General features: G+C 59.3%; 17 protein-coding genes. 10 read left to right on the top strand and 7 right to left on the bottom strand.

Annotation, left to right across the window (positions count from 1 at the left end; all coding sequences use genetic code 11):
* Window positions 1-102 precede the first annotated feature (102 nt).
* The 3 genes from J3P77_RS03520 to J3P77_RS03510 form a co-directional block, all read right to left on the bottom strand.
* A complete protein-coding gene (locus tag J3P77_RS03520; protein WP_434679623.1) occupies window positions 103-591 on the bottom strand; it encodes a TIGR00645 family protein in 489 nt (162 codons plus the stop codon).
* 100 nt (window positions 592-691) lie between these two features.
* Window positions 692-1,021, bottom strand: a complete 330-nt coding sequence (locus J3P77_RS03515) for a hypothetical protein (RefSeq protein ID WP_434679621.1) — start codon at window positions 1,019-1,021, stop codon at window positions 692-694.
* Window positions 1,022-1,197: 176 nt separating this feature from the next.
* Window positions 1,198-3,633 carry a Lon protease family protein gene (locus tag J3P77_RS03510; RefSeq protein ID WP_434679618.1) on the bottom strand — a complete coding sequence of 812 codons (2,436 nt, stop codon included), beginning with the start codon at window positions 3,631-3,633 and terminating at the stop codon, window positions 1,198-1,200.
* A gap of 354 nt (window positions 3,634-3,987) precedes the next feature.
* Between J3P77_RS03510 and J3P77_RS03505 the strand changes: the two genes are divergently transcribed.
* The 4 genes from J3P77_RS03505 to J3P77_RS03490 all read left to right on the top strand — a co-directional run bounded on the left by J3P77_RS03505 (window position 3,988) and on the right by J3P77_RS03490 (window position 7,484).
* On the top strand, window positions 3,988-4,476 hold the full coding sequence (locus J3P77_RS03505) for a DUF3015 domain-containing protein (protein WP_434679615.1): 489 nt from the start codon (window positions 3,988-3,990) through the stop codon (window positions 4,474-4,476).
* A gap of 61 nt (window positions 4,477-4,537) precedes the next feature.
* Complete coding sequence (locus J3P77_RS03500; protein ID WP_434679612.1) at window positions 4,538-6,391, top strand: Lnb N-terminal periplasmic domain-containing protein; 1,854 nt, start codon at window positions 4,538-4,540, stop codon at window positions 6,389-6,391.
* A 187-nt stretch (window positions 6,392-6,578) separates the two neighbouring features.
* Window positions 6,579-6,926 carry a hypothetical protein gene (locus J3P77_RS03495; RefSeq protein ID WP_434679609.1) on the top strand — a complete coding sequence of 116 codons (348 nt, stop codon included), beginning with the start codon at window positions 6,579-6,581 and terminating at the stop codon, window positions 6,924-6,926.
* A gap of 60 nt (window positions 6,927-6,986) precedes the next feature.
* Complete coding sequence (locus J3P77_RS03490) at window positions 6,987-7,484, top strand: GreA/GreB family elongation factor (protein ID WP_434679606.1); 498 nt, start codon at window positions 6,987-6,989, stop codon at window positions 7,482-7,484.
* A 201-nt stretch (window positions 7,485-7,685) separates the two neighbouring features.
* Here J3P77_RS03490 and ettA read toward each other — a convergent pair whose 3' ends face one another.
* Window positions 7,686-9,350 (bottom strand): energy-dependent translational throttle protein EttA, encoded by a 1,665-nt coding sequence (ettA, locus tag J3P77_RS03485; RefSeq protein ID WP_434679603.1) that lies wholly within the window; start codon window positions 9,348-9,350, stop codon window positions 7,686-7,688.
* Between the two features lie 371 nt (window positions 9,351-9,721).
* Between ettA and J3P77_RS03480 the strand changes: the two genes are divergently transcribed.
* The 5 genes from J3P77_RS03480 to J3P77_RS03460 all read left to right on the top strand — a co-directional run bounded on the left by J3P77_RS03480 (window position 9,722) and on the right by J3P77_RS03460 (window position 17,448).
* On the top strand, window positions 9,722-13,555 hold the full coding sequence (locus J3P77_RS03480) for a sensor domain-containing protein (RefSeq protein WP_434679601.1): 3,834 nt from the start codon (window positions 9,722-9,724) through the stop codon (window positions 13,553-13,555).
* Window positions 13,556-13,789: 234 nt separating this feature from the next.
* Window positions 13,790-15,043, top strand: a complete 1,254-nt coding sequence (gene glyA / locus J3P77_RS03475; protein ID WP_434679599.1) for a serine hydroxymethyltransferase — start codon at window positions 13,790-13,792, stop codon at window positions 15,041-15,043.
* A 232-nt stretch (window positions 15,044-15,275) separates the two neighbouring features.
* Window positions 15,276-16,547: a PAAR domain-containing protein gene (locus J3P77_RS03470; RefSeq protein ID WP_434679597.1), complete on the top strand. Its 1,272-nt coding sequence runs from the start codon at window positions 15,276-15,278 to the stop codon at window positions 16,545-16,547.
* Complete coding sequence (locus J3P77_RS03465; protein ID WP_434679595.1) at window positions 16,540-17,085, top strand: hypothetical protein; 546 nt, start codon at window positions 16,540-16,542, stop codon at window positions 17,083-17,085. The genes J3P77_RS03470 and J3P77_RS03465 overlap by 8 nt, the downstream gene beginning before the upstream one ends.
* Window positions 17,086-17,130: 45 nt before the next feature.
* Entirely contained in the window at window positions 17,131-17,448 is a 318-nt protein-coding gene (locus tag J3P77_RS03460; protein WP_434679593.1) for a hypothetical protein, read from the top strand.
* 109 nt (window positions 17,449-17,557) lie between these two features.
* On the opposite strand, the gene yjiA is transcribed toward J3P77_RS03460, so the two are convergent.
* The 3 genes from yjiA to J3P77_RS03445 form a co-directional block, all read right to left on the bottom strand.
* Window positions 17,558-18,535, bottom strand: coding sequence for a GTPase (gene yjiA, locus J3P77_RS03455; protein WP_434679591.1), 978 nt, complete (start codon window positions 18,533-18,535; stop codon window positions 17,558-17,560).
* Window positions 18,536-18,637: 102 nt separating this feature from the next.
* Complete coding sequence (locus J3P77_RS03450) at window positions 18,638-18,835, bottom strand: YbdD/YjiX family protein (RefSeq protein ID WP_434679589.1); 198 nt, start codon at window positions 18,833-18,835, stop codon at window positions 18,638-18,640.
* A gap of 27 nt (window positions 18,836-18,862) precedes the next feature.
* Complete coding sequence (locus tag J3P77_RS03445) at window positions 18,863-20,938, bottom strand: carbon starvation CstA family protein (RefSeq protein ID WP_434679588.1); 2,076 nt, start codon at window positions 20,936-20,938, stop codon at window positions 18,863-18,865.
* Window positions 20,939-21,202: 264 nt separating this feature from the next.
* Between J3P77_RS03445 and J3P77_RS03440 the strand changes: the two genes are divergently transcribed.
* The gene (locus J3P77_RS03440; protein ID WP_434679587.1) at window positions 21,203-21,571 is read left to right on the top strand and encodes a PilZ domain-containing protein; all 369 of its coding nucleotides are present in this window, start codon (window positions 21,203-21,205) and stop codon (window positions 21,569-21,571) included.
* Window positions 21,572-21,802 lie beyond the last annotated feature (231 nt).

Genomic DNA, 21,802 nt, shown 5'->3' with positions numbered 1-21,802 from the left:
CGCCCCGAACAAAAGGGCAGGCAGACTAGCACAATTGGCATTCGAGCCCCACCGCCCGCCTTGCCCAGTTCACGCGCAAAGCGGACGACAGGCCCGGCGGATCTAGTGTTTGGTCACTTTGTCCAGATAACCCATTGCGCAGGCGGACACGACGAACGTCATGTGAATGATCACATACCACTTCAGGTGTTCGGTTTCGATATTGGCGGCATCCATGAACACCCGCAGCAGATGGATCGAGGAAATCGCAACGATCGAGGCGGCCACCTTCATCTTCAACGACGAAGAGTCCATCGTGCCCAGCCAGTTGAGTTTTTCCTTGCTTTCGTCGATGTCGAGCTGAGAGACGAAGTTCTCGTAGCCGGAGATCATCACCATCACCAGCAGGCCGCCCACCAGCGCCATGTCGATCAGCGACAACAGCACCAGAATCAGGTCGGCTTCGGCCAGGGCAAAAACGTTGGGGATGACGTGGAAGATCTCCTGGAAGAACTTCAGGCAGAGCGCCAGCAACCCAAGGGAAAGGCCAAAGTAGATCGGCGCCAGCAGCCACCGCGATGCGTACATGGCATTTTCAAAAAAACGTTCCATTGAGACTCGCCAGAAATTGAACAATGACGGGCGAGTATATCAGTGAGAACAGACGGCTCTAACCCTGCGACAAAATACCGCATGCGATCAAAGCGCAGCGTCAGAAAGGCGAAGAACGCTGGAAGCCGGAGAGGTCTTGATTGATCCGGCGCAGCTCGCTTTGCAGGTGCAGGCTCCAGATCGGCATGTCGTCGGAAAGCTCGTAACCGTGCAGCGCCAGACTTTCAGCGATGGCTGTCAGCACGGACTCGGCGGCAGGCAGACCACTGAAGGGCCCTTGCGACTTGATCGCCGACGGCTGCTCGCCGGACATACCGGCAGCGAACAACAACATCCACAGGCCGCTTTCGCCACACAATGGCTTGACGGCGCATTCGATGCGGGTCATCAGTCCCAGGCATTGACGGGTAAGACAGAGGCTACGCGACATAGCGAGCTCCTCGTGAGCGATGTTCTTCCCCCCCCGTTTCAGCAGGAGGGTGCGCCAGGATCTGGCCACTTTGTTAACCAATCAGGATAGAAGAAAAGCCGCGTGCCAATGCGACGCCAGATGAACGGATGCCGGACAACGCGCTGATCGTCCGGCATTGTGCCCTGAAAATCCGCTCAGACCTTGAGTTCGGGTTGCAGCTGGGCAGGCTCTTTTTCCAACTCCTCCTTGAGGTCGTCATCGCTGAGCATCTGGGCAATGTCACGCAGCCGCTCTACCACACGCGCATTGACGCTGCCTTCCGGGAACTCGCCATTTTCGTCCGGCTCGCCCGCCGGCTCGCCGACCAGCAGGCTCAACGCTTCGTCTGCCTGGCTGACCGCGTAGACATGGAACTGACCATTGCGCACGGCCTGCAACACCCGCTCGTCCAACATCAATGTAGCGACGTTGGCCTTAGGAATGATCGCGCCTTGCTCACCTGTCAGCCCGCGCGCTTCGCAAAGACGGAAGAAACCTTCGATCTTCTCGTTGACCCCGCCTACCGCCTGCACTTCACCGAACTGGTTGATGGAACCGGTGATCGCGAAGCACTGCTTGAGCGGTGTTCGCGACAACGCAGAGATCAGCGTGCAGACTTCGCCCAGCGAGGCGCTGTCACCGTCGACATAGCCGTAGGATTGTTCCAGTGCGATGCTCGCGGAGATGGCCAGCGGGAATTCCTGAGCGTAACGGCTGCCCAGATAGCCGGTCAGGATCATGACGCCCTTGGAGTGGATAGGCTGGCCAAGATTGACCTCGCGCTCGATGTCGACGATGCCGCTGCCGCCCGGGTAAACGGTTGCGGAAATACGTGCGGGCACCCCGAAGGCCGAGTCGCCGACTTCCAGCACCGTAAGACCGTTGCACTTGCCGACAGCAGCGCCATCGGTATCGATCAGGATGATGCCGGCCAGCATGTCGTCGAGAATGCGCGCCGACACGCGGCCGGTACGTGTGGCCTTGGCCTTGAGCGCCCGCTCGATATGCCCGGCATCGGTTTGCTCGTCGCTGGCCAGCTGACGGATGAAGTCCGCTTCGCTCACAAGCTGGAACAGATCGCCGATGCGCGCTGACAAGCGCCCCTGGTGCTCGGCCAGACGAGCGCTGTACGTCGCCAGACGCGCTACGGCATCCGCGGTCAGCGGCGCCATGCCTTCTTCGGAGGTACGCGTTTTCAGCAACTGGGCAAACTGCTCCAGGGTCTCGTCGACCATGGGGATTTCTTCATCGAAGTCCACCAGCACCCGAAACATTTCCTGAAAGTCGGGATCCAGGTCCTGCAACGTGTAATACAACGACCGGGAACCGATGATCACGATCTTCACATTCCAGGCAATGACCTGCGGGGTCAGAGTCACGGTCGCGAGACGTCCCAGTTCGCCCAGCGGCGACTCCATTTTCAGCTTGCGCGATTGCAGGGTGCGTTTGAGGGCATCCCAGACAAAGGGCTCCGTGAGCATCTTCTCTGCTTCCAGAATCAGGAAGCCGCCGTTGGCCCGATGCAGCGCCCCGGGGCGCAGTTGTCGATAACTGGTGGAAAGCGCGCCCTGGTCGGTGCTGTACTCGATGCGACCGAACAGGTTGTCGTAGGTCGGGTGAGACTCGAACACCACGGGCGCCCCGCCGTCGCGGGTATGACCGACTACCAGGCTGGGGCTGTACTGCTCTTCCAGCAGTTTACGGGCCTGAGCGTCGGTCTTGCTGTCATCGACCAGCTGTTCGACAACCGTCTTGAGCAGGTACACCTGCATCGCTTGCAGATAGGCGCAGACTGCGGCGTTCTCGGCGTACTTTTCCGACAGCGGCGCAAGCAGCGGTTGCAGCGTGAGAATGATGGTTTCTTCGTTGAGCTGGCGAAGCTGGTTGCTGGACTCGCGCTTCCACTGCGGCAGGCTTGCCAGCTCTTCGTTCAGGCGCTCTTCGAGGCCGGAGATGTCTTCGTGAAAACGCTCGCGATCGGCTTCCGGCAGTTGCGAAAACTCGGCTTCGTCCAGAGCCTTGCCGTCGGCCATGGGCGTAAAGGCAATGTTGGAACTGTCGCGGTATAGCGCGATGTCCTTTTCCAGCGCCAGGCGCTCGATGACGTCCAGAGCGCGGTCATAACGCTGATTGAAGGCACGATCGATGGCGCTCTTCTTCTGCTGGTACGACGGGTGCTCGAAAACCGCGGGAAACGTCGCCAGCAGGTTATCGATCAGGCCGCCGATATCGGCCATGAATTCATGTGCGCTTCCCGGTGGCAATTCCAGCGCCCTGGGCTCGCGCGGCTCGTCGAAATTATTGACGTAGACCCAGTCGGACGGGGTCTGCATGCGCTTGGCCTCGGCCTTGAGGTAACGCTTGACGAAAGAAAAGCGGCCGGTGCCGGGCTCGCCCATCACAAATACGTTGTAGCCGGGCCGGGGCATGGCGACCCCGAATTGCAGCGCTTCTACGGCTCGCTCCTGACCGAGTACACCGCGAAACGGCTCCAGATCGTTGGTCGTCGAGAAGCTGAACTGTTCAGGGGAAAAGGGGCGTGTCAGCGCGTGTGGCGCTAGACGAAGGCTGGCTGCGACGGAATCGGGCATCAGTGTTCCTTACATCAGGCGGGGCAGATGTCGGCATTCTGGCGCTCGCCGGACAAGACTTGCAAGGCAGGAAAGACCTTAATGGTTTCTGCAAGCGCAAACACGGGCTTGACGCGCATGCCTGACTATTTTCGGGCAACAATTTGCAATCCATCACGGAACCCTTGGAACCTGCCTAAACTCCAACGTGCGCAGATGATTGTTAGATGGCCATCTGACTTGATGAGCCGCTTCGGCCCGAGTCATCGGTGAACCAAGTTCTGTTGTTCAGGCTGCAGAGCCAGGCACAGCCAGTTTCGAGCCGGATCGCGTCAAGAACCCCGACCCTTGGTTGAATAAAATAGAGAATAAGCTATGAAACGGATTCTTCTTGGTACGCTCTTTACCGCAGTTTCCATCAACGCAATGGCTCAGGCACCGGGCGGTCCGGACTGCGGCTGGGGCAACATGCTGTTCGAAGGCCAGCGCGGCACGCCTGCTCACTTCCTGGCTTCCACCACCAACGGCACTTCCGGTAACGCCACCTTCGGCATGACCTCCGGCACCAACGGCTGCTCCACCAACGGCGCACTGACCTACGGCGGCAAATCCTGGCTTGCCATGAACGGCATGATGGATGAGCTTTCCAAGGACATGGCAATGGGTAAAGGCGAAGCACTGACCACCTACGCGGTCGTGCTGGGCGTTGCACCTGAAGACCGTGCGCATTTCGCCGCTGTGACCCATGAACACTTCTCGCAGATCTTCAGCAAGGCCGACGCCACCGCCGAAGACGTACACAACAACACCGTCGCCGTTCTGAAAAAAGACCCAACCCTGGCCAAATACGCTACCCAGGCTTAAAGTCGCTTACCGCTCTCCTGTTCGGAGAGCGGTTCCCTCTCTTCTGATCTAGTTGCCCTCTATGCTCAAACGTCTTGCGTATCTGGCGCTCTTTGTCTGTGCCCCTCTGTCAGCCATGCCTCAACTGGCAGCCGACCGTTTGCAGCAAATGGCCAACGAGCCCTTCTGGCTCTCGCTCGGCCATTACGAGGCCGGCAAGCTGGGCGGCTGGCGCAGTTATGTAGACGACCCCAGATTCTTTCTTGCAGCCGATGGCGCTCACGACCCGCAAGCGGAGCTGAGTGCGACGCTGAAGGCCATTTACGCTCCCGTTACCGACGAGCAGGCACACGCTCAATGCGTCTACCCGGCGCGTACCCGCTGGCTGCGCGATCAGCTTCAGCTGACCGATCTGCCAGTGCTCGACTGCAAGGACTACAAAGCCTGGTTCAAGGACGTGGCTCCGGACAGCACAGTGCTGATTTTCCCAGCGGCCTACCTCAACAGCCCGTCCTCGATGTTCGGCCACACCTTGCTGCGCATCGACCCGGCCAGCGCGAAAACCAACGACACGACCCTGCTCAGTTACGCGATCAATTTCGGTGCGTACATCGAAGGCATGGACAACAGCCTGCTTTACGCCTGGAAAGGCCTGATGGGTGGCTACCCGGGTCTGTTCGCTCTGGTGCCCTACCAGGAAAAGCTTTCGGAATACCGCAGCCTGGAAAACCGCGACCTCTGGGAATACCGGCTGAACCTCACGCCCGAAGAAACCGGGCGGATGGTCGAGCACGTCTGGGAATTGAAACAGGTGCGCTTCAGCTATTTCTTTTTCGATGAAAACTGCTCGTATCGCCTGCTCGAACTGCTGCAGGTTGCGCGACCCAGCCTGAAGCTGACCGAGCAATTCGGCCTCACTGCTATCCCGACCGACACGGTCAAAGCCATCAAGGCCGCAGGACTGGTGGAAAAGACCGTCTACCGTCCTTCACGTGAACGTGAGCTGCTGAGCCGCGCCGAACCGCTGAGCAGCGATGAGCAACAATGGGTATTGAAGGTCAGCGCCGATCAGAAGCAATTGCAGACGCCTGATTACCTGGCCCTGCCGAAGCCGCGCCAGGCGCTGATCCAGGACGCTGCCTATCGTCTGGAGCGCTACCGCGCCAATGGACTGGAGCGAGACGCCAACCGTTCCCAACGCAGCTTTGAACTGCTCCAGGCCATCAACCGCAACCCGCCGCCGGAACTGGACATTCCCCGCCCCGGCCTGCCGGAAGACGGGCATGAGTCGCGCACCTGGCAGCTGGGCCTGGGCAGTCGCGATGACCGGGCCTTCGCCGAGTACGGTCTGCGCATGGCGTACCACGATCTGAACGACAACGCGTATGGTTTCCCGCTGGGCGCGCAGATCGAAATCCTGCAGCTCAAACTGCGTCAGTACGAAGGCAACGACTGGCAGGTTCAACGCCTGGATCTGGCGACGATTCGTTCGATGACACCTCGCAACGCACTGCTCCAGCCGTGGTCCTGGCAAGTGACCGGCGGCCTGGAAAGAGTGCCCGGCAAGCATGGTGATGAAAATCTGGTCAGCCATGTCAACGGTGGCGCGGGCGGTACCTGGCAGTTAGGCGAGGAAGTGCTGGGCTTTGCTCTGGGCACGGTGCGCGTCGAGCGCAACAATGACTTCGCCGAGTTCATCTCGCCGGCAGCCGGTTTCAACACTGGCGTGCTGTGGCGCAACCCGCTGGGCAATCTGAGCCTGGAGGCCCGTGGCGATTACTTCACCAATGGCGAAGTGCGGCGCAGTCTCAGCCTTAACCAGCAATGGGAACTGTCCCGCAACCTCGGCCTGCGCCTGAGCGCCCGACGCGATTTCACCCACCTGAGCGAGCCGCAGAATGAAGTGATGCTTGAGGTGAAGTGGTATCACTATTGAAGCCAGATACATCCGGTGGGAGGGAGCTTGCTCGCGACGGGGTCGGTGTAGCCCGCATCATTTGCTCTGCCGGAATCGTGCTGTAGCGAGCAAGCTCCCTCTCACAGAGTCCATCTGAAACCTGTAATTTTTTACAAATAACTCACAGATTGCCTTCTAGACTTCACTCATACACGAGGAAGTCGCCATGAAGTCGCACTGGGTGTTGTTGTCGCTGGCCATCGCGCTGGCAGGTTGTCAGTCCACTCGTGATCAACTGTTGGCCGAAGGCTACCCGCCGGCCTTCGCAGATGGCTATCAGGATGGTTGCGGCAGCGGCAGGCAAGCCGCGGGTTCGATTGGCGGAGAGTTCAAGAAGGACGCGCCGCGCTTTCTAAAAGACAAACTCTACTCCCAAGGCTGGGGCGACGGCTTTCGGCAATGCCAGGCGATGCAGGAAAGCCGCGACAAGACGCCCGTCGGCCAGAGTGACCGAGACCGGGACTGGGAACGGGAGAAGTCTCGAAGCGCCTCGAAGGCCTACAACCCTCGCTAGGAAAACAACGAAACAATCCGCCGCTGACGTGGCCCAACTTCTATTGATGGAGGAAAGGTCATGAGTCGCGCTTTCGTTAACGAAGACAATGCTGCCGCCGACGCCAGCCAACCGGTCGAGCGCCTGATCAGCAACCAGCCCAATTACGTCACCGCCCAAGGGCTGGTGCTCCTGCAAAGACAGGTGCGCAGCCTGCAAACCGAACACAGCGCCCAGACCGCCCTCGGTGACAAAGCGGACAAGCAGCGGCTGGCCGATCTCGAACGGGATCTGCGCTACTACCTTCAACGCCTCAAGACAGCCCAGGTCGTCACACCTGCCGGGTCCGCCGACAAGGTGCAAATCGGCAGCTGGATAACTTTTGCAGACGAAAATGACAAACAGCAACGCGTTCAGCTGGTCGGCGAAGACCAGGCCGATACGGGCCGGGGATTGATCAATTGGGGTTCGCCACTGGGCCGTGCGCTACTGGGCGCCAGGTTGGGCGATGAGGTGCTATGGAAGCGTCCGGCGGGCGATCAGATGATCAAGATCGTATCGATCGAAGTGGATGAGTAGGTAAGCTTCGCCAGCAAGCTGGCCCCCACGCCCTTCGGGCAGAATCACAAGCGGCTTTGCGAACACCCTGAGCTTCTGCCCGGAGGGCGTTAGAGGGCTGCCCCTCAAACATAGAATCTCCCACAAAAGCTGCGGTGGACCGGTAGGAGCCGGCTTGCTGGCGAGGGCTATCGCCAGCAAGCGCGCTCCTGCAACGGGTCGTTACGCCAGCTTCTTGTGACGCACGCGGTGCGGCTGGGCTGCAGCCTCGCCGAGACGTTTCTTGCGATCAGCTTCGTACTCGGTGTAGTTGCCTTCGAAGAAGACCGCTTGCGAATCGTCTTCGTACGCCAGGATGTGGGTCGCCACGCGGTCAAGGAACCACCGATCGTGGGAGATCACAATGGCGGCGCCAGGGAAGTCGAGCAGAGCCTCTTCCAGCGAACGCAGCGTTTCCACGTCAAGGTCGTTGGACGGTTCGTCGAGCAGCAGCACGTTGCCGCCCTCTTTCAACGTCAACGCCAGATGCAGACGACCGCGCTCACCACCCGACAGGTCCTTGACGAACTTCTGCTGGTCACCGCCCTTGAAGTTGAAGCGACCGACATAGGTACGCGACGGGATTTCATAGTTGCCGATGCGGATCACGTCCGAGCCGTCGGAAACGGCCTGGAATACCGACTTGCTGCCATCCAGATCGTCACGACTCTGGTCGACGCAGGCCAGCTGCACGGTTTCACCGATCTCGATGCTGCCCGAGTCCGGCTGTTCCTTGCCCATCAGCATGCGGAACAGTGTCGACTTACCGGCACCGTTACCACCAATCACGCCTACGATGGCGCCCTTGGGCATGGAGAACGACAGGTTATCGATCAATACGCGATCGCCGTAGCCTTTGGTGACATTCTTGAATTCGATGACCTTGTCACCCAGACGCGGACCGGCCGGGATGTAGATCTCGTTGGTTTCGCTGCGCTTCTGGAATTCCTGCGATTGCATTTCCTCGAAGCGCTGCAGACGAGCCTTGGATTTGGACTGACGTGCCTTGGCGCCCTTGCGGACCCACTCCAGTTCGTCCTTCATGGCCTTCTCGTGAGCGGTCTGCTGCTTGGACTCTTGCGCCAGACGCTCGGATTTGGCTTCCAGCCAGCCCGAGTAGTTGCCTTCGTACGGAATGCCCGCGCCGCGGTCGAGTTCAAGGATCCAGCCGGCGACGTTGTCCAGGAAGTAGCGGTCGTGCGTGATCGCAACCACAGTGCCCGGGAAATCGTGCAGGAAGTGTTCGAGCCAGGCCACCGAGTCGGCGTCCAGGTGGTTGGTCGGTTCGTCGAGCAGCAGCATGTCCGGGGCGGACAGCAGCAGACGGCACAGTGCAACGCGGCGTTTTTCACCACCGGACAGTACGGAAACCCTGGCGTCCCACGCAGGCAGGCGCAACGCATCGGCGGCAACTTCCAGCTGGCGTTCCAGGTTGTGGCCGTCGCTGGCCTGCAGGATCGCTTCGAGCTTGGCCTGCTCGGCAGCCAGCTTGTCGAAGTCGGCGTCAGGGTCGGCGTATTCGGCGTAGACCTGATCCAGACGCGCCTGCGCGTCCTTGATCACGCTGACCGCTTCCTCGACCACTTCACGAACTGTCTTGGTGGGGTCAAGTTGTGGCTCCTGCGGCAGATAACCCACATTCAGCTCGGGCATTGGACGCGCTTCGCCATCGAACTCTTTGTCGACGCCAGCCATGATCTTCAACAGGGTCGACTTACCCGAACCGTTGAGGCCCAGGACGCCGATCTTGGCGCCCGGGAAAAAGGACAGTGAAATATTTTTCAGGATTTCACGCTTCGGCGGCACAACTTTGCTCAGCCGATGCATGGTATAGACGTATTGAGCCATGGAATGAAAACCTAGCGTCTGTGATGAGGACGAATGAGGACGGCGTTCAAGGCGCCGGCCTGGAAAAAAGCTTTTATGTTTCTGCCTGACTTGCCGCCCGAGCAATCCGCGCCTTGAATCAAGACATGCGGGGAAGAGACGTCGGCATGAGCGCAGATGTAAAGCTGGATCGATGTTTGCACACAGTGGATTCACTAATGCGGGAGTCGGACTTGCGTAAAGCTACCCGAATGCAGCCTGCAGGGCAAACGATCCGGCCTGCAAACACTGGCACTCTGCCACAACTCAGGGCATGCTAGTCGCCCCTCAGGCGTCCGGCTTATAGTGCGTAACGAATTCGCTGCTTCAGTCCAGTAGTCAGGATCAACGGTTTGTCCACGATAACGCCCTCACCGCCACCAGGCTTCGCCAGCAATACAGTCATGCCGTTGCGCGGCTCACTGAAAGGCGCGCTAGCCGCACTGGTGTTATTGATGCTGGCGCTGCTGGTCTGGCAACAGATCGATCAGTTCCATCAGACTCAGGAACGACAGCGCCAACGCAGTCTCGATTACAGCACCCAGCTGGCTGACCGGCTGAGTCTGAACATGGCCCTCAACGCCCAGATCGCCGTGAACCTGCTTGAAGAAGCCGCCTCGTCAGGCGTCAGGCTTGAGCAGCCCGGTGCGCTGAAAAGTCTTGGCGAAGCAATTCCTTCGTTGCGCAGCGTGGTCTGGCTGACCTCCAGCGGCGAGGTCATCAACGACAGCGCGCAAGCGGCCCGAGATGGCGCCTTTCTCAAGAGCCTGATGACTCAAGCGCTGGACCGACCTTATTTCTACGCCATTTCCGACGACGGAATGCTGGTTTACCTGATCATGCGCCAGACCGGCAGCGCCAGCGGCGTGTACTGGGTCGCGCGCCTGACGCCGGATGTGCTCAAGGCACTGATCCGCCAGCCCGCCCAGGATTTCCAGCACCTCTGGCGTCTTGAGGAGCGGACCAGCCAGCGAACCCTGCTACACGACACGCACCTCAGAGACGATGCCGAAGCCGGTCACGCCGAAACCGTCATGCTTCAACCGCTCAACAACAGCGACTGGCAGCTGCGCGGTCTGTTTGACGCTCACAAGGCGCGCCAGGAACTGCTCGCTCCGCTGATCGGCAAGGGCCTGATCGGGCTGCTGCTCGCCATCCTTCCGATCGTTGCGCTGCTGAGCCTGCGACGCCGCCAGCGCCAGCTGCTGGAAAGCCGCCGCCGCTATCGGGACATATTCGAAGGCGCGGGAGTCGCGATCTGCGTTCTCGACATGTCAGGTCTGCCCGACCAGCTGGAAGCGCTGCAGATCCGCACCAGCGACGATTTTGACCAACTGCTCAAGCTTCAGTCAGGGCACGTGAAACGCCTGCTGCAGCAATTGCGCATCACCGAAGTGAACCAGGTAGCGCTCGGCCTGCTGAATATCGCATGCACCGAGCAGGCGTGGCGGCAGCTGATCGAGGGTGAATCACGTGCTCGACCGGGCGTCGGCATTCAGATCATCCAGGCGATTCTCGACAAGCAGCCACGGCTTGAACTGGAAATCCGTTCGACCAGAGAACATGGCCAGGACCAACACCTGTGGCTATTGCTTCGCCTGCCCGAAACCCGCGAAGACTTCGATGCCGTGATCCTCAGCATTGGCGACATCACCAGCCGCAAGCAGGTCGAGCTGTCGTTGCTGGAGCGGGAAAGCTTCTGGTCGGATGTGGTGCGCACGGTTCCGGATCATCTGTACGTTCAGGACGTGCTGAGCCAGCGCATGATTTACAGCAACCACCATCTGGGGAAAACGCTGGGCTATAGCAAGACCCAGCTGCACGCGATGGGGGAGTTCTTCTGGGAGATCCTGTTGCACCCGGACGACGCCAAGGTCTATCAGGACATGCGCCTGCGCCAGCGTCATCACGGCCACAACGAACTCTCGGCGTGCGTGCTGCGCTTCCGTGACCGCAACAACAACTGGCGCTGTTTCGATATCCGTGAACAGGCGCTGGCCCGCAATCACGACAATCTGGTCACGCGCATCATCGGCGTTGCCAAGGACATTACCGAACAGGTCGCGGCCAGCCAGTCGCTGCGCGACAGCGAGCAACGTTATCGAATGCTCGCCGAGAGCATCAGCGACGTGATCTTTTCCACGGACAATCGCGTGCAGACAAACTACGTCAGCCCGTCGGTAGAGAGCGTCCTGGGCTACGAAGCGGAGTGGATCATCAAGCACGGCTGGAACTCGGCCGTCGCCAATCCTCAGCAACTGACGGATTTCTACGCCCTGATCTCGCGCATCCGCCAGGTGCTCGACAAACCTCAGGAGCTGGCTGCCCTGCGGGGCGAAATCCCGACCCAACTGTTCGTCTTCGACTGTTTGCGCGCGGACGGCCGCAAGATCCCCGTGGAACTGCGCCTGGTGCTGGTGTGGGACGAGCACGGCACCTTTGAGGGTGTGCTCGGCGTCGGTCGCGACATCAGCCAGCAACGCCGCGCCGAGAAAGACCTGCGCATGGCGGCCACGGTATTCGAGCATTCGACGTCGGCGATCCTGATCACTGACCCGGCTGGCTATATCGTGCAGGTCAACGAAGCTTTCACCCGCGTCAGCGGATATGAAGCGTCGCAAGTGCTAGATCAATTGCCCCTCATGCTGACGGTCAACGGTAGCCAGGAAACGCACCTGCGCCTGATCCTCAAGGATCTGAACGAAACCGGCACCTGGGAAGGCGAAATCAGCCTGAAGCGTCGTAACGGCGAGGAATATCCGGCCTGGGTGGGCATCACCGCCGTGGTCGACGACGAAGGCGACCTGGCCAGCTATGTGTGCTTCTTCAGCGATATCAGCGAACGCAAGGCCAGTGAGCAACGCATCCACCGTCTCGCCTATTACGACGCGCTGACCCACCTGCCCAACCGCACGTTGTTCCAGGACCGCCTGCACTCGGCGCTGCAACACGCCCAACACCAGCAGGTCTGGGTGGTGCTGATGTTTCTGGATCTGGACCGCTTCAAACCGATCAACGATTCGCTGGGACATGCCGCTGGCGACCGGATGCTTCAGGAGATGGCCACGCGCCTGCTGGCCTGCGTCGCCGACGACGATACCGTCGCGCGGATGGGGGGTGACGAGTTCACCCTGCTGCTGCAGCCGGGCGCGACGCGAGAGCTTGCGCTGAATCGCGCGATTCACGTTGCCGACCAGATCCTCACCAGCCTGGTGACGCCGTTCGTGCTCGAAGGCCGGGAATTCTTCGTCACCGCCAGTATCGGTATCGCACTGAGTCCGCAGGACGGCAATGAGCTGAGCCAGCTGATGAAGAACGCCGATACGGCCATGTATCACGCCAAGGAACGCGGCAAGAACAACTTCCAGTTCTATCAGGCGGACATGAACGCGACGGCGCTGGAACGGCTGGAGCTGGAAAGCGATTTGCGCCACGCGTTGGAACAGCAGGAGTTCACGCTGTATTACCAGCCGCAGTTCAGTGGTGATGGCAAGCGGCTGACCGGTGCCGAAGCACTGTTGCGCTGGCGTCATCCACGTCGCGGGCTGGTTCCGCCAAACGACTTCATCCCCGTGCTCGAAGAGCTCGGCCTGGTGGTGGAAGTCGGCGACTGGGTGCTGGCCGAAGCCTGTCGACAGCTCAAGAGCTGGCATCTGGCGCGGGTGCGGGTCCCCAAAGTGTCGGTCAACATTTCGGCGCGGCAGTTTTCCGATGGCCAACTCGGCAAACGTATCGCCCGCATGCTGAGCGAAACGGGCCTGCCACCGGCGTGCCTGGAACTGGAGCTGACCGAAAGCATTCTGATGCGCGAAGTCAACGAAGCACTGCAGATGCTCGATGGCTTGAAGAAGCTGGGTTTGAGCATTGCCGTGGACGATTTCGGCACCGGCTACTCGTCGCTCAACTACCTCAAACAATTCCCGATCGACGTGCTGAAAATCGACCGCACCTTCGTCGACGGCCTGCCGACCGGAGAACAGGATGCACAGATCGCCCGCGCCATCATCGCCATGGCCCATAGCTTGAATCTGGCGGTGATCGCTGAAGGCGTCGAAACCCACGAGCAACTGGAGTTCCTGCGCGAGCACGGCTGCGACGAAGTCCAGGGCTACCTGTTCGGCCGCCCGATGCCCGCCAGCCAGTTCGAAGCGCAGTTCAGCAATGACGCGCTGTTTATGCTGGATTAGAAGTAAACCGCTGCTGTAGGAGCGCGCTTGCCCGCGACACATCAAGCACATCCACACCATGTCTGACGTCTGGAATGGCGCCGTCGCGGGCAAGCGCGCTCCTACATGGCTCTCGCTTTTTCAGGAGATGACACCTGCACCCCATTCATCCGGCACATGACTGCCTTTCATATGCCAGATAAAACCCGATGGGGTAGAATGCCTCCCTTTTCCGCCCTGCCCCCGAGGAACGCCATGTTCAGCCGTGATTTGACTCTCGCGAAGTACGACGCCGATCTGTTTGCCGCCATGGAGCAAGAAGCTCTGCGCCAGGAAGAACACATCGAGCTGATCGCTTCGGAAAACTACACCAGCCCGGCGGTCATGGAAGCTCAGGGTTCTGTGCTGACCAACAAGTACGCCGAGGGTTATCCGGGCAAGCGCTACTACGGTGGCTGCGAGTACGTCGACGTCGTTGAAGAGCTGGCCATCGACCGCGCCAAGGAACTGTTCGGTGCGGATTACGCCAACGTCCAGCCGCACGCCGGTTCCCAGGCCAACGCTGCCGTCTACCTGGCTCTGCTGCAGGGCGGCGACACCATTCTGGGCATGAGCCTGGCTCACGGCGGTCACCTGACCCACGGCGCCAGCGTCAGTTCTTCGGGCAAGCTGTACAACGCCGTTCAGTACGGCATCGACGCCAACGGCATGATCGACTACGACGAAGTCGAGCGCCTGGCGGTCGAGCACAAGCCGAAAATGATCGTTGCCGGTTTCTCCGCCTATTCGCAAATCCTCGACTTCCCGCGTTTCCGCGAAATCGCTGACAAAGTCGGTGCGTATCTGTTCGTCGACATGGCTCACGTGGCTGGTCTGGTTGCTGCCGGCGTTTACCCCAACCCGGTTCCATTCGCAGACGTCGTCACCACTACCACCCACAAGACCCTGCGCGGTCCACGTGGCGGCCTGATCCTGGCTCGCGCCAACGCCGAAATCGAAAAGAAGCTGAACTCGGCCGTATTCCCAGGCGCCCAGGGCGGCCCACTGGAGCACGTGATCGCGGCCAAGGCCGTGTGCTTCAAGGAAGCGCTGCAGCCTGAGTTCAAGGCTTACCAGCAACAAGTCGTGAAGAACGCCAAGGCCATGGCTTCGGTGTTCATCGAGCGCGGTTTCGACGTGGTTTCCGGTGGCACTGAAAACCACCTGTTCCTGCTGTCGCTGATCAAGCAGGACATTTCCGGTAAAGACGCAGACGCAGCCCTGGGCCGCGCCTACATCACCGTGAACAAGAACTCCGTGCCGAACGACCCACGCTCCCCGTTCGTCACCTCCGGCCTGCGCTTCGGCACTCCGGCTGTGACCACTCGCGGCTTCAAGGAAGCAGAGTGCAAGGAACTGGCTGGCTGGATCTGCGACATCCTGGCTGACCTGAACAACGAAGCGGTGATCGACGCCGTTCGCGAGAAAGTCAAAGCCATCTGCGCCAAGCTGCCGGTATACGGCGCTTGATAGCGTAGTCACCGGTTACACCCGGAAGCCCGGCCCTTGCGCCGGGCTTTTCTGTTTGTGGCGGCGAAGGAGCTTTTAGGGTGTAGGAGCGCGCTTGCCCGCGACCTTGGCCATAAGAGCATGCGATGACATCCCAATCAGTCCTTTCCGTCAGCCACCGATGAACCGCCCTACATAAACACCCGGGCCCCAAGCGCGAGGATGCATCCCCCACGCTCCCGCAAGGCCGACCATGATCCCCATCGCCCGACAGACCGACCTTCACGCCTGCCTGATCCCCATCCACGGCGTCAGCCCGATCATTCCGGTCGGCGGCACGGTATCGGTGAACGGCATACCCGTCGCCCGCGTCGGCGACATGACCGGGTGCGGCGCCGTAATCGTCTCTGGCTTCCCGCACATTCTGGTCAATGGTCGGCCCATGGCACACGTCGGCAGCCTGACCAGTCATGGCGGCAGCATCATCAATGGCAGTCATGACTGTGTTGGTGGCGAGGTGAATTTCATGACTTCGAAGCTGGTGGTGGATTTCGGCACGCTTGGCGCCATTCGGGAGGATGGCTCGGTCGATGAGGAACTGATGGCGGATCTGATCAGCGATCCGAAGCTTGAAGAGCGAGCTCGGTTTGCTGGCGCATTGGTGCAGAGTAATGACACGCCCTTCCCTCAGGCCCCGGAATCCGATCTTCCTGAACTGATCGCAGTCGCAGGCAGCCAGCACGACGAAGCGGCGGGCAACAAGATGATGTTCATTGGGCAGGCTGTTCGCCAATTGAAGGAATTCAAACGTGAACATCCGGCCAGGCCGCGAACCTTGATTGTTTTTACCCTTGGCTACAGCGAAGCGATGATTGATGCAGCTCGCTCATCAGCGGACCTTTACCAAGCCGCATTCAGGACCATCAACACTTCGGACGAGTTGATCCAATACATCAATAGCGGCAAGGATCGCCAGAAGCACCCGGTAGCCCGATTCGACCTGTTCAGCCACGGCATTCCTTTGCATGTTTCCTTTGGCTATCAGTTGCCAGAAGAATCCACGATGTCGCTGGGGCTGCACAACTACCAACAGCTCTCTCCTGGCGCTTTCAGCCAGACAGCAAAAATCACTTCCTTTGCTTGCCGCACCGGCATGGGCAACCCACAGGATCTGGAAATTGAAGGAGGGGTCCAGCTGAATCCGCAAACCGCAGCAAGTCTGGCGCAGAAGCTGGCGAATCATTTGAAAGTCCCGGTGCATGCTTTTGTGACGCGGTCGGATTACAAGAATACTTGGGGGTCGTTTATGGATAGGCGGGAAGGCCAAATTTGCGAGATCAGTTCACAGGCACTCCCTGGCAAAGAGCAGTGCGATGAATGGAAAGACTCAATCGAGGAAAGAAAAAACAAGCTAAAAGTGCTTGGCGCTACATATCAGGCCTCTGGCGCGATAAACCCAGTCTTTTCAGGCAGCACGCCTTACGGTCCTCGCATAGGCCTCATAAAATTCACACCCAATGAATAAAACCGTCTTTATTATCCAAATCATGGCAGTGGGTTACATAGCCTCCGCCCTGGAGGTAAACCACTACACTACCGACTGGGGTAACGGAGTAATCATCCAAGCCGACAAATACGTACGGTCCGGCGCATGGGTCTACGACTGCAAAGGTTCTTTTCTTATAAGCCGCATACCTAGGGACATCCTTCTGGAAAACCTTGTCGACAGGAGCAAGATAGAAACTAACCTGACACACCTGCCATCGGAGAAAAAAAAGTTCGCCGAAGAACTTATTAAAGCTTATCTAGCCGCACCCAATTGGCATCAGAACTTGAGATATACCAGGACAAATCTTTATGAAGACAGCCGAATCGCAGACCATGACTTTGAGGCTACAACCCGACAAAAGGAAATTTCCTGGAAATTAATTTTAAGCCAACCAGACAAACTGGAGAAAGACAATCGTTACCTGATAACCGCAACACCTCATGACCCAGCCAGCCATAAAACTTACGAGACGCTATTGAAAGAGGCTCGCGTAAGTTGCCCTAAGCCCCAGTGAGCAAGCAAACCAGCTTCACACCACACTCACCCATTTGGTCGCCCCATGAAGAAAAGATATATCATCGCTGCTCCCCTCCTGCTTTCATCCCTGTTCATCGGCTATTACGAAACACGCTGGATTGAAGACAACCAGATACGCTTTTTCATCAAAAAAAGCCCGACCCTCCAAATCAGTTTTGTTAATGTTTTTGCAAGCGACCATGAAGACAACTGGCACGGACAGCTAGAGAAGAAAGAACGCCAATATGCAATTGATTTCTGCAAATACTATCTGGGCGTAGAAACCGAAATGAAAACGATGAAAGATTTTGAGGATTGCAGGGAGGTGTATATCGCCGCCAAGGACCGCCCAGCAACGTAGATGGATCCTGATGTACGGACGTGGCGAACCAGAGATAAACCGCGCAAGGACGCAGTATCAGGATCGGCTGCCACTCCGTCGCGGGCAAGCACGCTCCTACACTGGTGCATCAGGCCGACATCTGCGCAAACCCCGCCCGGATCTTTTCTTCCGGCAGTTCATCGGCAATGAATACGATCACGCTCTCACGCGGCTCGCCTTCAGCCCATTCGGTGTCCCAGTCGAAACCGTACAACTTGAGCACGCCCTGGAACACTAGCCGGCGCGATTCGCCGGCGATGTTGAGCACGCCTTTGTAGCGCAGCAGCTGTTTGCCGTGGTCTTCCAGCAGGTCGTTCATGAAGGCGCTGAGTTTGTCGATGTCCAGCGGGCGTTCCGTACGCAAGACCAGGCTGGTGATGCGGTCGCCGCTGTTGCCGGTCGGCGCTACGGGACGCAGGCTCATGCCGCCACCCAGATCGGCGTTGAGGTTGAAGCCACGCACGTCCAGCAGTTCGGCGAGGTCGATGCGACCATGGTCAACGGTGCGAATGGCCGCGCGGCGATTGATGCGCGAAAGGCGCGCATTCAGGGCGTCGAAAGTCACGTCATCCACCAGATCGCGCTTGCTGATCAGCAGTCGGTCGGCGAATCCGATCTGTGCCTGGGCGATGGTCTGGGTCAGGTGCGTGTCGGCATGCGCCGCGTCGACCAGGGTGATGATGCCGTCGAGGATATAGCGTTCGCGCAGTTCTTCGTCAATGAAGAAGGTCTGCGCAACCGGCGCGGGGTCGGCCAGACCGGTGCATTCGATTACCAGGCGGTCGAACGCGATCTCGCCGCTGTCCAGGCGTTCAAGCAGCAGATAGAGCGCCTTGGTGAGGTCGGTGTGGATGGTGCAGCACACGCAGCCGTTGGACAGCGTCATGACCTGTACCGGCTCGGCACCCAGCAGCTGGCTGTCGATACCTGCCTCGCTGAACTCGTTTTCGATCACGGCGATTTTCAGGCCGTGCTCGGCCTTCAGCAGGTAGCGCAGCAAGGTGGTCTTGCCCGCACCGAGGAAGCCCGTGAGGATGGTAACGGGGATGGGTTGCAGCTCGGTCATAAGGCTCCACGGCGTATCGCGTCTGGCTGGAATGAAAACGCGCCACAGGTAGTGGCCTGTGGCGCGCGGGTTCTACGATAACTGATCCTGCGGATCAGCGGGTCAGCAGCACTTCGGACCGGCCTTGCCGCCGTACCGCGCTTCCTGCCGCTCGCGGAAAAACTCCTCATAGGTCATGAGTGGCTTGTCCGGGTGCGTCGTCTGCATGTGCTCGACATAGTTGTCGTAATCCGGCATGCCCACCATCAGGCGCGCGGCCTGACCGAGGTATTTCCCGAGGCGACTCAGGTCATTGAACATAGGAAAATCCTCTGGTCAGGGTCGACATCAGACACGCGCTGCCGGTGGCATGGCCTGGAACGGTGCTTCCTTGTCGGAGCGTTCTTTCTTGCCCCAGGCGGCGATGCCGACTTTCAGCGCATAGAACAGGATGCTGAACACCACGAACAGGAACAGCACGGTCAGACCGGCGTTCGTGTAGGCGTTGAAGATCACATGCTGCATCTGGTCCATGTTCTTGGCGGGAGCCAAGATCTGACCGGCATCCGCCGCTGCGCTGTACTTCTTGGCCAAGGCCAGGAAGCCGACCGCTGGATTGGAATCGAACAGCTTGATCAGGCCCGCGGTGACGGTGCAGATCAACAGCCAGCTCGCCGGCAGGATGGTGACCCAGACGTAGCGCTGGCGCTTCATCTTGACCAGCACAACGCTGGCGAGCATCAGGGCGATACCGGCCAGCATCTGGTTGGAGATACCGAACAGCGGCCACAGAGTGTTGATCCCGCCCAGAGGGTCGATCACGCCTTGATACAGCAAGTAGCCCCAGAGCGCCACGCAGCCACCGGTGCCGATGGCGTTGGCAGTCCAGGACTCGGTGCGCTTCAGTGCAGGCACGAAACTGCCCAGCAAGTCCTGAAGCATGAAGCGCCCGGCACGAGTGCCTGCGTCAACTGCGGTCAGGATGAACAGTGCTTCGAACAGAATTGCGAAGTGGTACCAGAACGCCATGGTGTTCTGGCCCGGCAGGGCCTGGTGAAGGATCTGCGCGATACCTACCGCCAGGGTCGGCGCACCACCGGCGCGTGCCAGGATGGTGTTCTCGCCGATGTCCTTGGCCACTGCGGTCAGCTGATCGGGAGTAATGGTAAAACCCCAGTTGCTGACCGTAGTCGCCACTGCCACCACATCGCTGCCAACCACCGCGGCCGGGCTGTTCATGGCGAAGTACACGCCCGGCTCGATAACCGAAGCCGCAACCATGGCCATGATGGCCACAAAGGACTCCATCAGCATGCCGCCGTAACCGATGTAGCGGGCGTTTGTCTCGTTATCCAGCAGCTTGGGCGTTGTGCCCGAAGAAATCAGCGCATGGAAACCGGACACAGCGCCACAGGCAATGGTGATGAACAGGAACGGGAACAGTGTGCCTTTCCAGACCGGGCCAGTGCCGTCGGTGAACTGGGTCAGGGCTGGCATCTTCAGCTCGGGAGCCAGGACCAGAATGCCGATGGCCAGCGCAACGATGGTGCCGATTTTCAGGAAGGTCGACAGGTAGTCACGAGGCGCAAGCAGCAGCCAGACCGGCAGCATCGCCGCGACAAAGCCGTAACCGACCAGCATCCAGGTGATCTGCACACCGGTGAAGGTAAACATCGGAGCCCAGGTCGGGTCCGCGGCTACCGCGCCGCCAATCCAAATGGAAGCCAGCAGCAGGATGACACCGATGACGGAAATTTCACCGATGCGGCCCGGACGGATGTAGCGCATGTACACGCCCATGAACATCGCGATCGGGATAGTCGCCATGACCGTGAACATGCCCCATGGGCTCTCGGCCAGGGCCTTGACCACGATCAGCGCCAGCACCGCGAGGATGATGATCATGATCAGGAAGCAGCCGAACAAGGCAATGGTGCCGGGGATCCGGCCCATTTCTTCGCGGACCATATCGCCCAGCGAGCGGCCGTTACGGCGAGTGGAAAGGAACAGGATCATGAAGTCCTGCACCGCACCGGCCAGCACCACGCCGGCGATCAGCCAGAGCGTGCCGGGCAGGTAACCCATCTGGGCGGCCAATACCGGGCCGACCAACGGGCCCGCACCTGCGATAGCCGCAAAGTGGTGACCGAAAAGAATATGTTTGTTGGTCGGCACATAGTCCAGACCGTCGTTGTTGACCACTGCCGGAGTCGCTCGCAGCGGGTCAAGTTGCATCACATGTCTTGCGATGAACAGACTGTAGTAACGGTACGCGACCAGATAGATGGCGACTGCCGCCACCACGATCCACAACGCGTTGATTGCCTCTCCGCGGCGCAAGGCCACGACCCCCAGGGCACATGCCCCAACAATTGCGACTATGAGCCAGGGAACATGGCGCATCAGACTATTATTATTTTTCATTTTTCTATTCCAGCAGAGTTGACTAGAAGGCAAGCACTGCGAGTTTAGCGCTGTCACAGCGAAAGGCCACCCCCACGTTGGTCTACAGACCGATTTGTTTTCCGGTTTGAAACCGCCTTGCCTACAAGGGCTGATTTGTCTCACAAATGTTGCATGCACGGCTGTCGGATAAACCCATTCAGGTCTATCTTCGGTAGGTGAAGGTGCTGATCCCTAGGGCCTGTCCACTCGGTGCAGGCAGTCGAATCCAAGAGAGCTCATTCGATGACCGACCCACATGCAGATCGCCGTCGCTTCAAACGCATCGCTTTCGACGCCAGAACCGAACTCAGCCAGGGCGAGCAGCGCTGGAAGGTGCAGCTGGTGGACCTCTCGCTAAAAGGCCTGCTGATCGAACGCCCCGATCCATGGACTGGCGACCCGGAGGCGGACTTTCTGGTCGATATCTACCTGAGCCCGGACGCCTATGTGGAGATGGAAGCTCGATTGATGCATGACGATAACCAGCAACTGGGGTTTGTCTGCACGCATATCGGCCTGCAATCGATCAGCCACCTGAAACGCCTGATCGAGCTGAACCTCGCCGACCCTGAAGAGCTGGACCGCGAGCTGGCTGCCCTGATCGAGGTTTAAGACGGAGGTGGGAGGCAGCTTGCTGGCGATGACGGTATTCCAGGCGAGCTGTCATCAGCGCAGCCACAGACGCTTCGCCAGCAAGCTGGCTCCCACAAAAGCGCCAGACATTTCGTCGACCCGAGGAGCTGGACCAGGAGCAGGCTGCTCTGATCGAGGTTTAGAGAGGCGCGATCAAGGGTTTTGACCTGCCCCGTCAGCACCTGAAACGCGGCCTCTGTGGGAGCCAGC

The organism is Pseudomonas sp. R1-18 (assembly GCF_051132095.1).
Classification (GTDB): domain Bacteria; phylum Pseudomonadota; class Gammaproteobacteria; order Pseudomonadales; family Pseudomonadaceae; genus Aquipseudomonas.
The sequence above is the reverse complement of the archived record's forward strand: the minus strand, read 5'-3'. Positions and strand labels throughout refer to the sequence as shown.

Bases quoted from the DNA above. Each gene is read 5' to 3' on its own strand.
- J3P77_RS03520 (WP_434679623.1), bottom strand. From the start codon at position 591: ATGGAACGTTTTTTTGAAAATGCCATGTACGCATCGCGGTGGCTGCTG.
- J3P77_RS03515 (WP_434679621.1), bottom strand. From the start codon at position 1,021: ATGTCGCGTAGCCTCTGTCTTACCCGTCAATGCCTGGGACTGATGACC.
- J3P77_RS03510 (WP_434679618.1), bottom strand. From the start codon at position 3,633: ATGCCCGATTCCGTCGCAGCCAGCCTTCGTCTAGCGCCACACGCGCTG.
- J3P77_RS03505 (WP_434679615.1), top strand. From the start codon at position 3,988: ATGAAACGGATTCTTCTTGGTACGCTCTTTACCGCAGTTTCCATCAAC.
- J3P77_RS03500 (WP_434679612.1), top strand. From the start codon at position 4,538: ATGCTCAAACGTCTTGCGTATCTGGCGCTCTTTGTCTGTGCCCCTCTG.
- J3P77_RS03495 (WP_434679609.1), top strand. From the start codon at position 6,579: ATGAAGTCGCACTGGGTGTTGTTGTCGCTGGCCATCGCGCTGGCAGGT.
- J3P77_RS03490 (WP_434679606.1), top strand. From the start codon at position 6,987: ATGAGTCGCGCTTTCGTTAACGAAGACAATGCTGCCGCCGACGCCAGC.
- ettA (WP_434679603.1), bottom strand. From the start codon at position 9,350: ATGGCTCAATACGTCTATACCATGCATCGGCTGAGCAAAGTTGTGCCG.
- glyA (WP_434679599.1), top strand. From the start codon at position 13,790: ATGTTCAGCCGTGATTTGACTCTCGCGAAGTACGACGCCGATCTGTTT.
- J3P77_RS03470 (WP_434679597.1), top strand. From the start codon at position 15,276: ATGATCCCCATCGCCCGACAGACCGACCTTCACGCCTGCCTGATCCCC.
- J3P77_RS03465 (WP_434679595.1), top strand. From the start codon at position 16,540: ATGAATAAAACCGTCTTTATTATCCAAATCATGGCAGTGGGTTACATA.
- J3P77_RS03460 (WP_434679593.1), top strand. From the start codon at position 17,131: ATGAAGAAAAGATATATCATCGCTGCTCCCCTCCTGCTTTCATCCCTG.
- yjiA (WP_434679591.1), bottom strand. From the start codon at position 18,535: ATGACCGAGCTGCAACCCATCCCCGTTACCATCCTCACGGGCTTCCTC.
- J3P77_RS03450 (WP_434679589.1), bottom strand. From the start codon at position 18,835: ATGTTCAATGACCTGAGTCGCCTCGGGAAATACCTCGGTCAGGCCGCG.
- J3P77_RS03445 (WP_434679588.1), bottom strand. From the start codon at position 20,938: ATGAAAAATAATAATAGTCTGATGCGCCATGTTCCCTGGCTCATAGTC.
- J3P77_RS03440 (WP_434679587.1), top strand. From the start codon at position 21,203: ATGACCGACCCACATGCAGATCGCCGTCGCTTCAAACGCATCGCTTTC.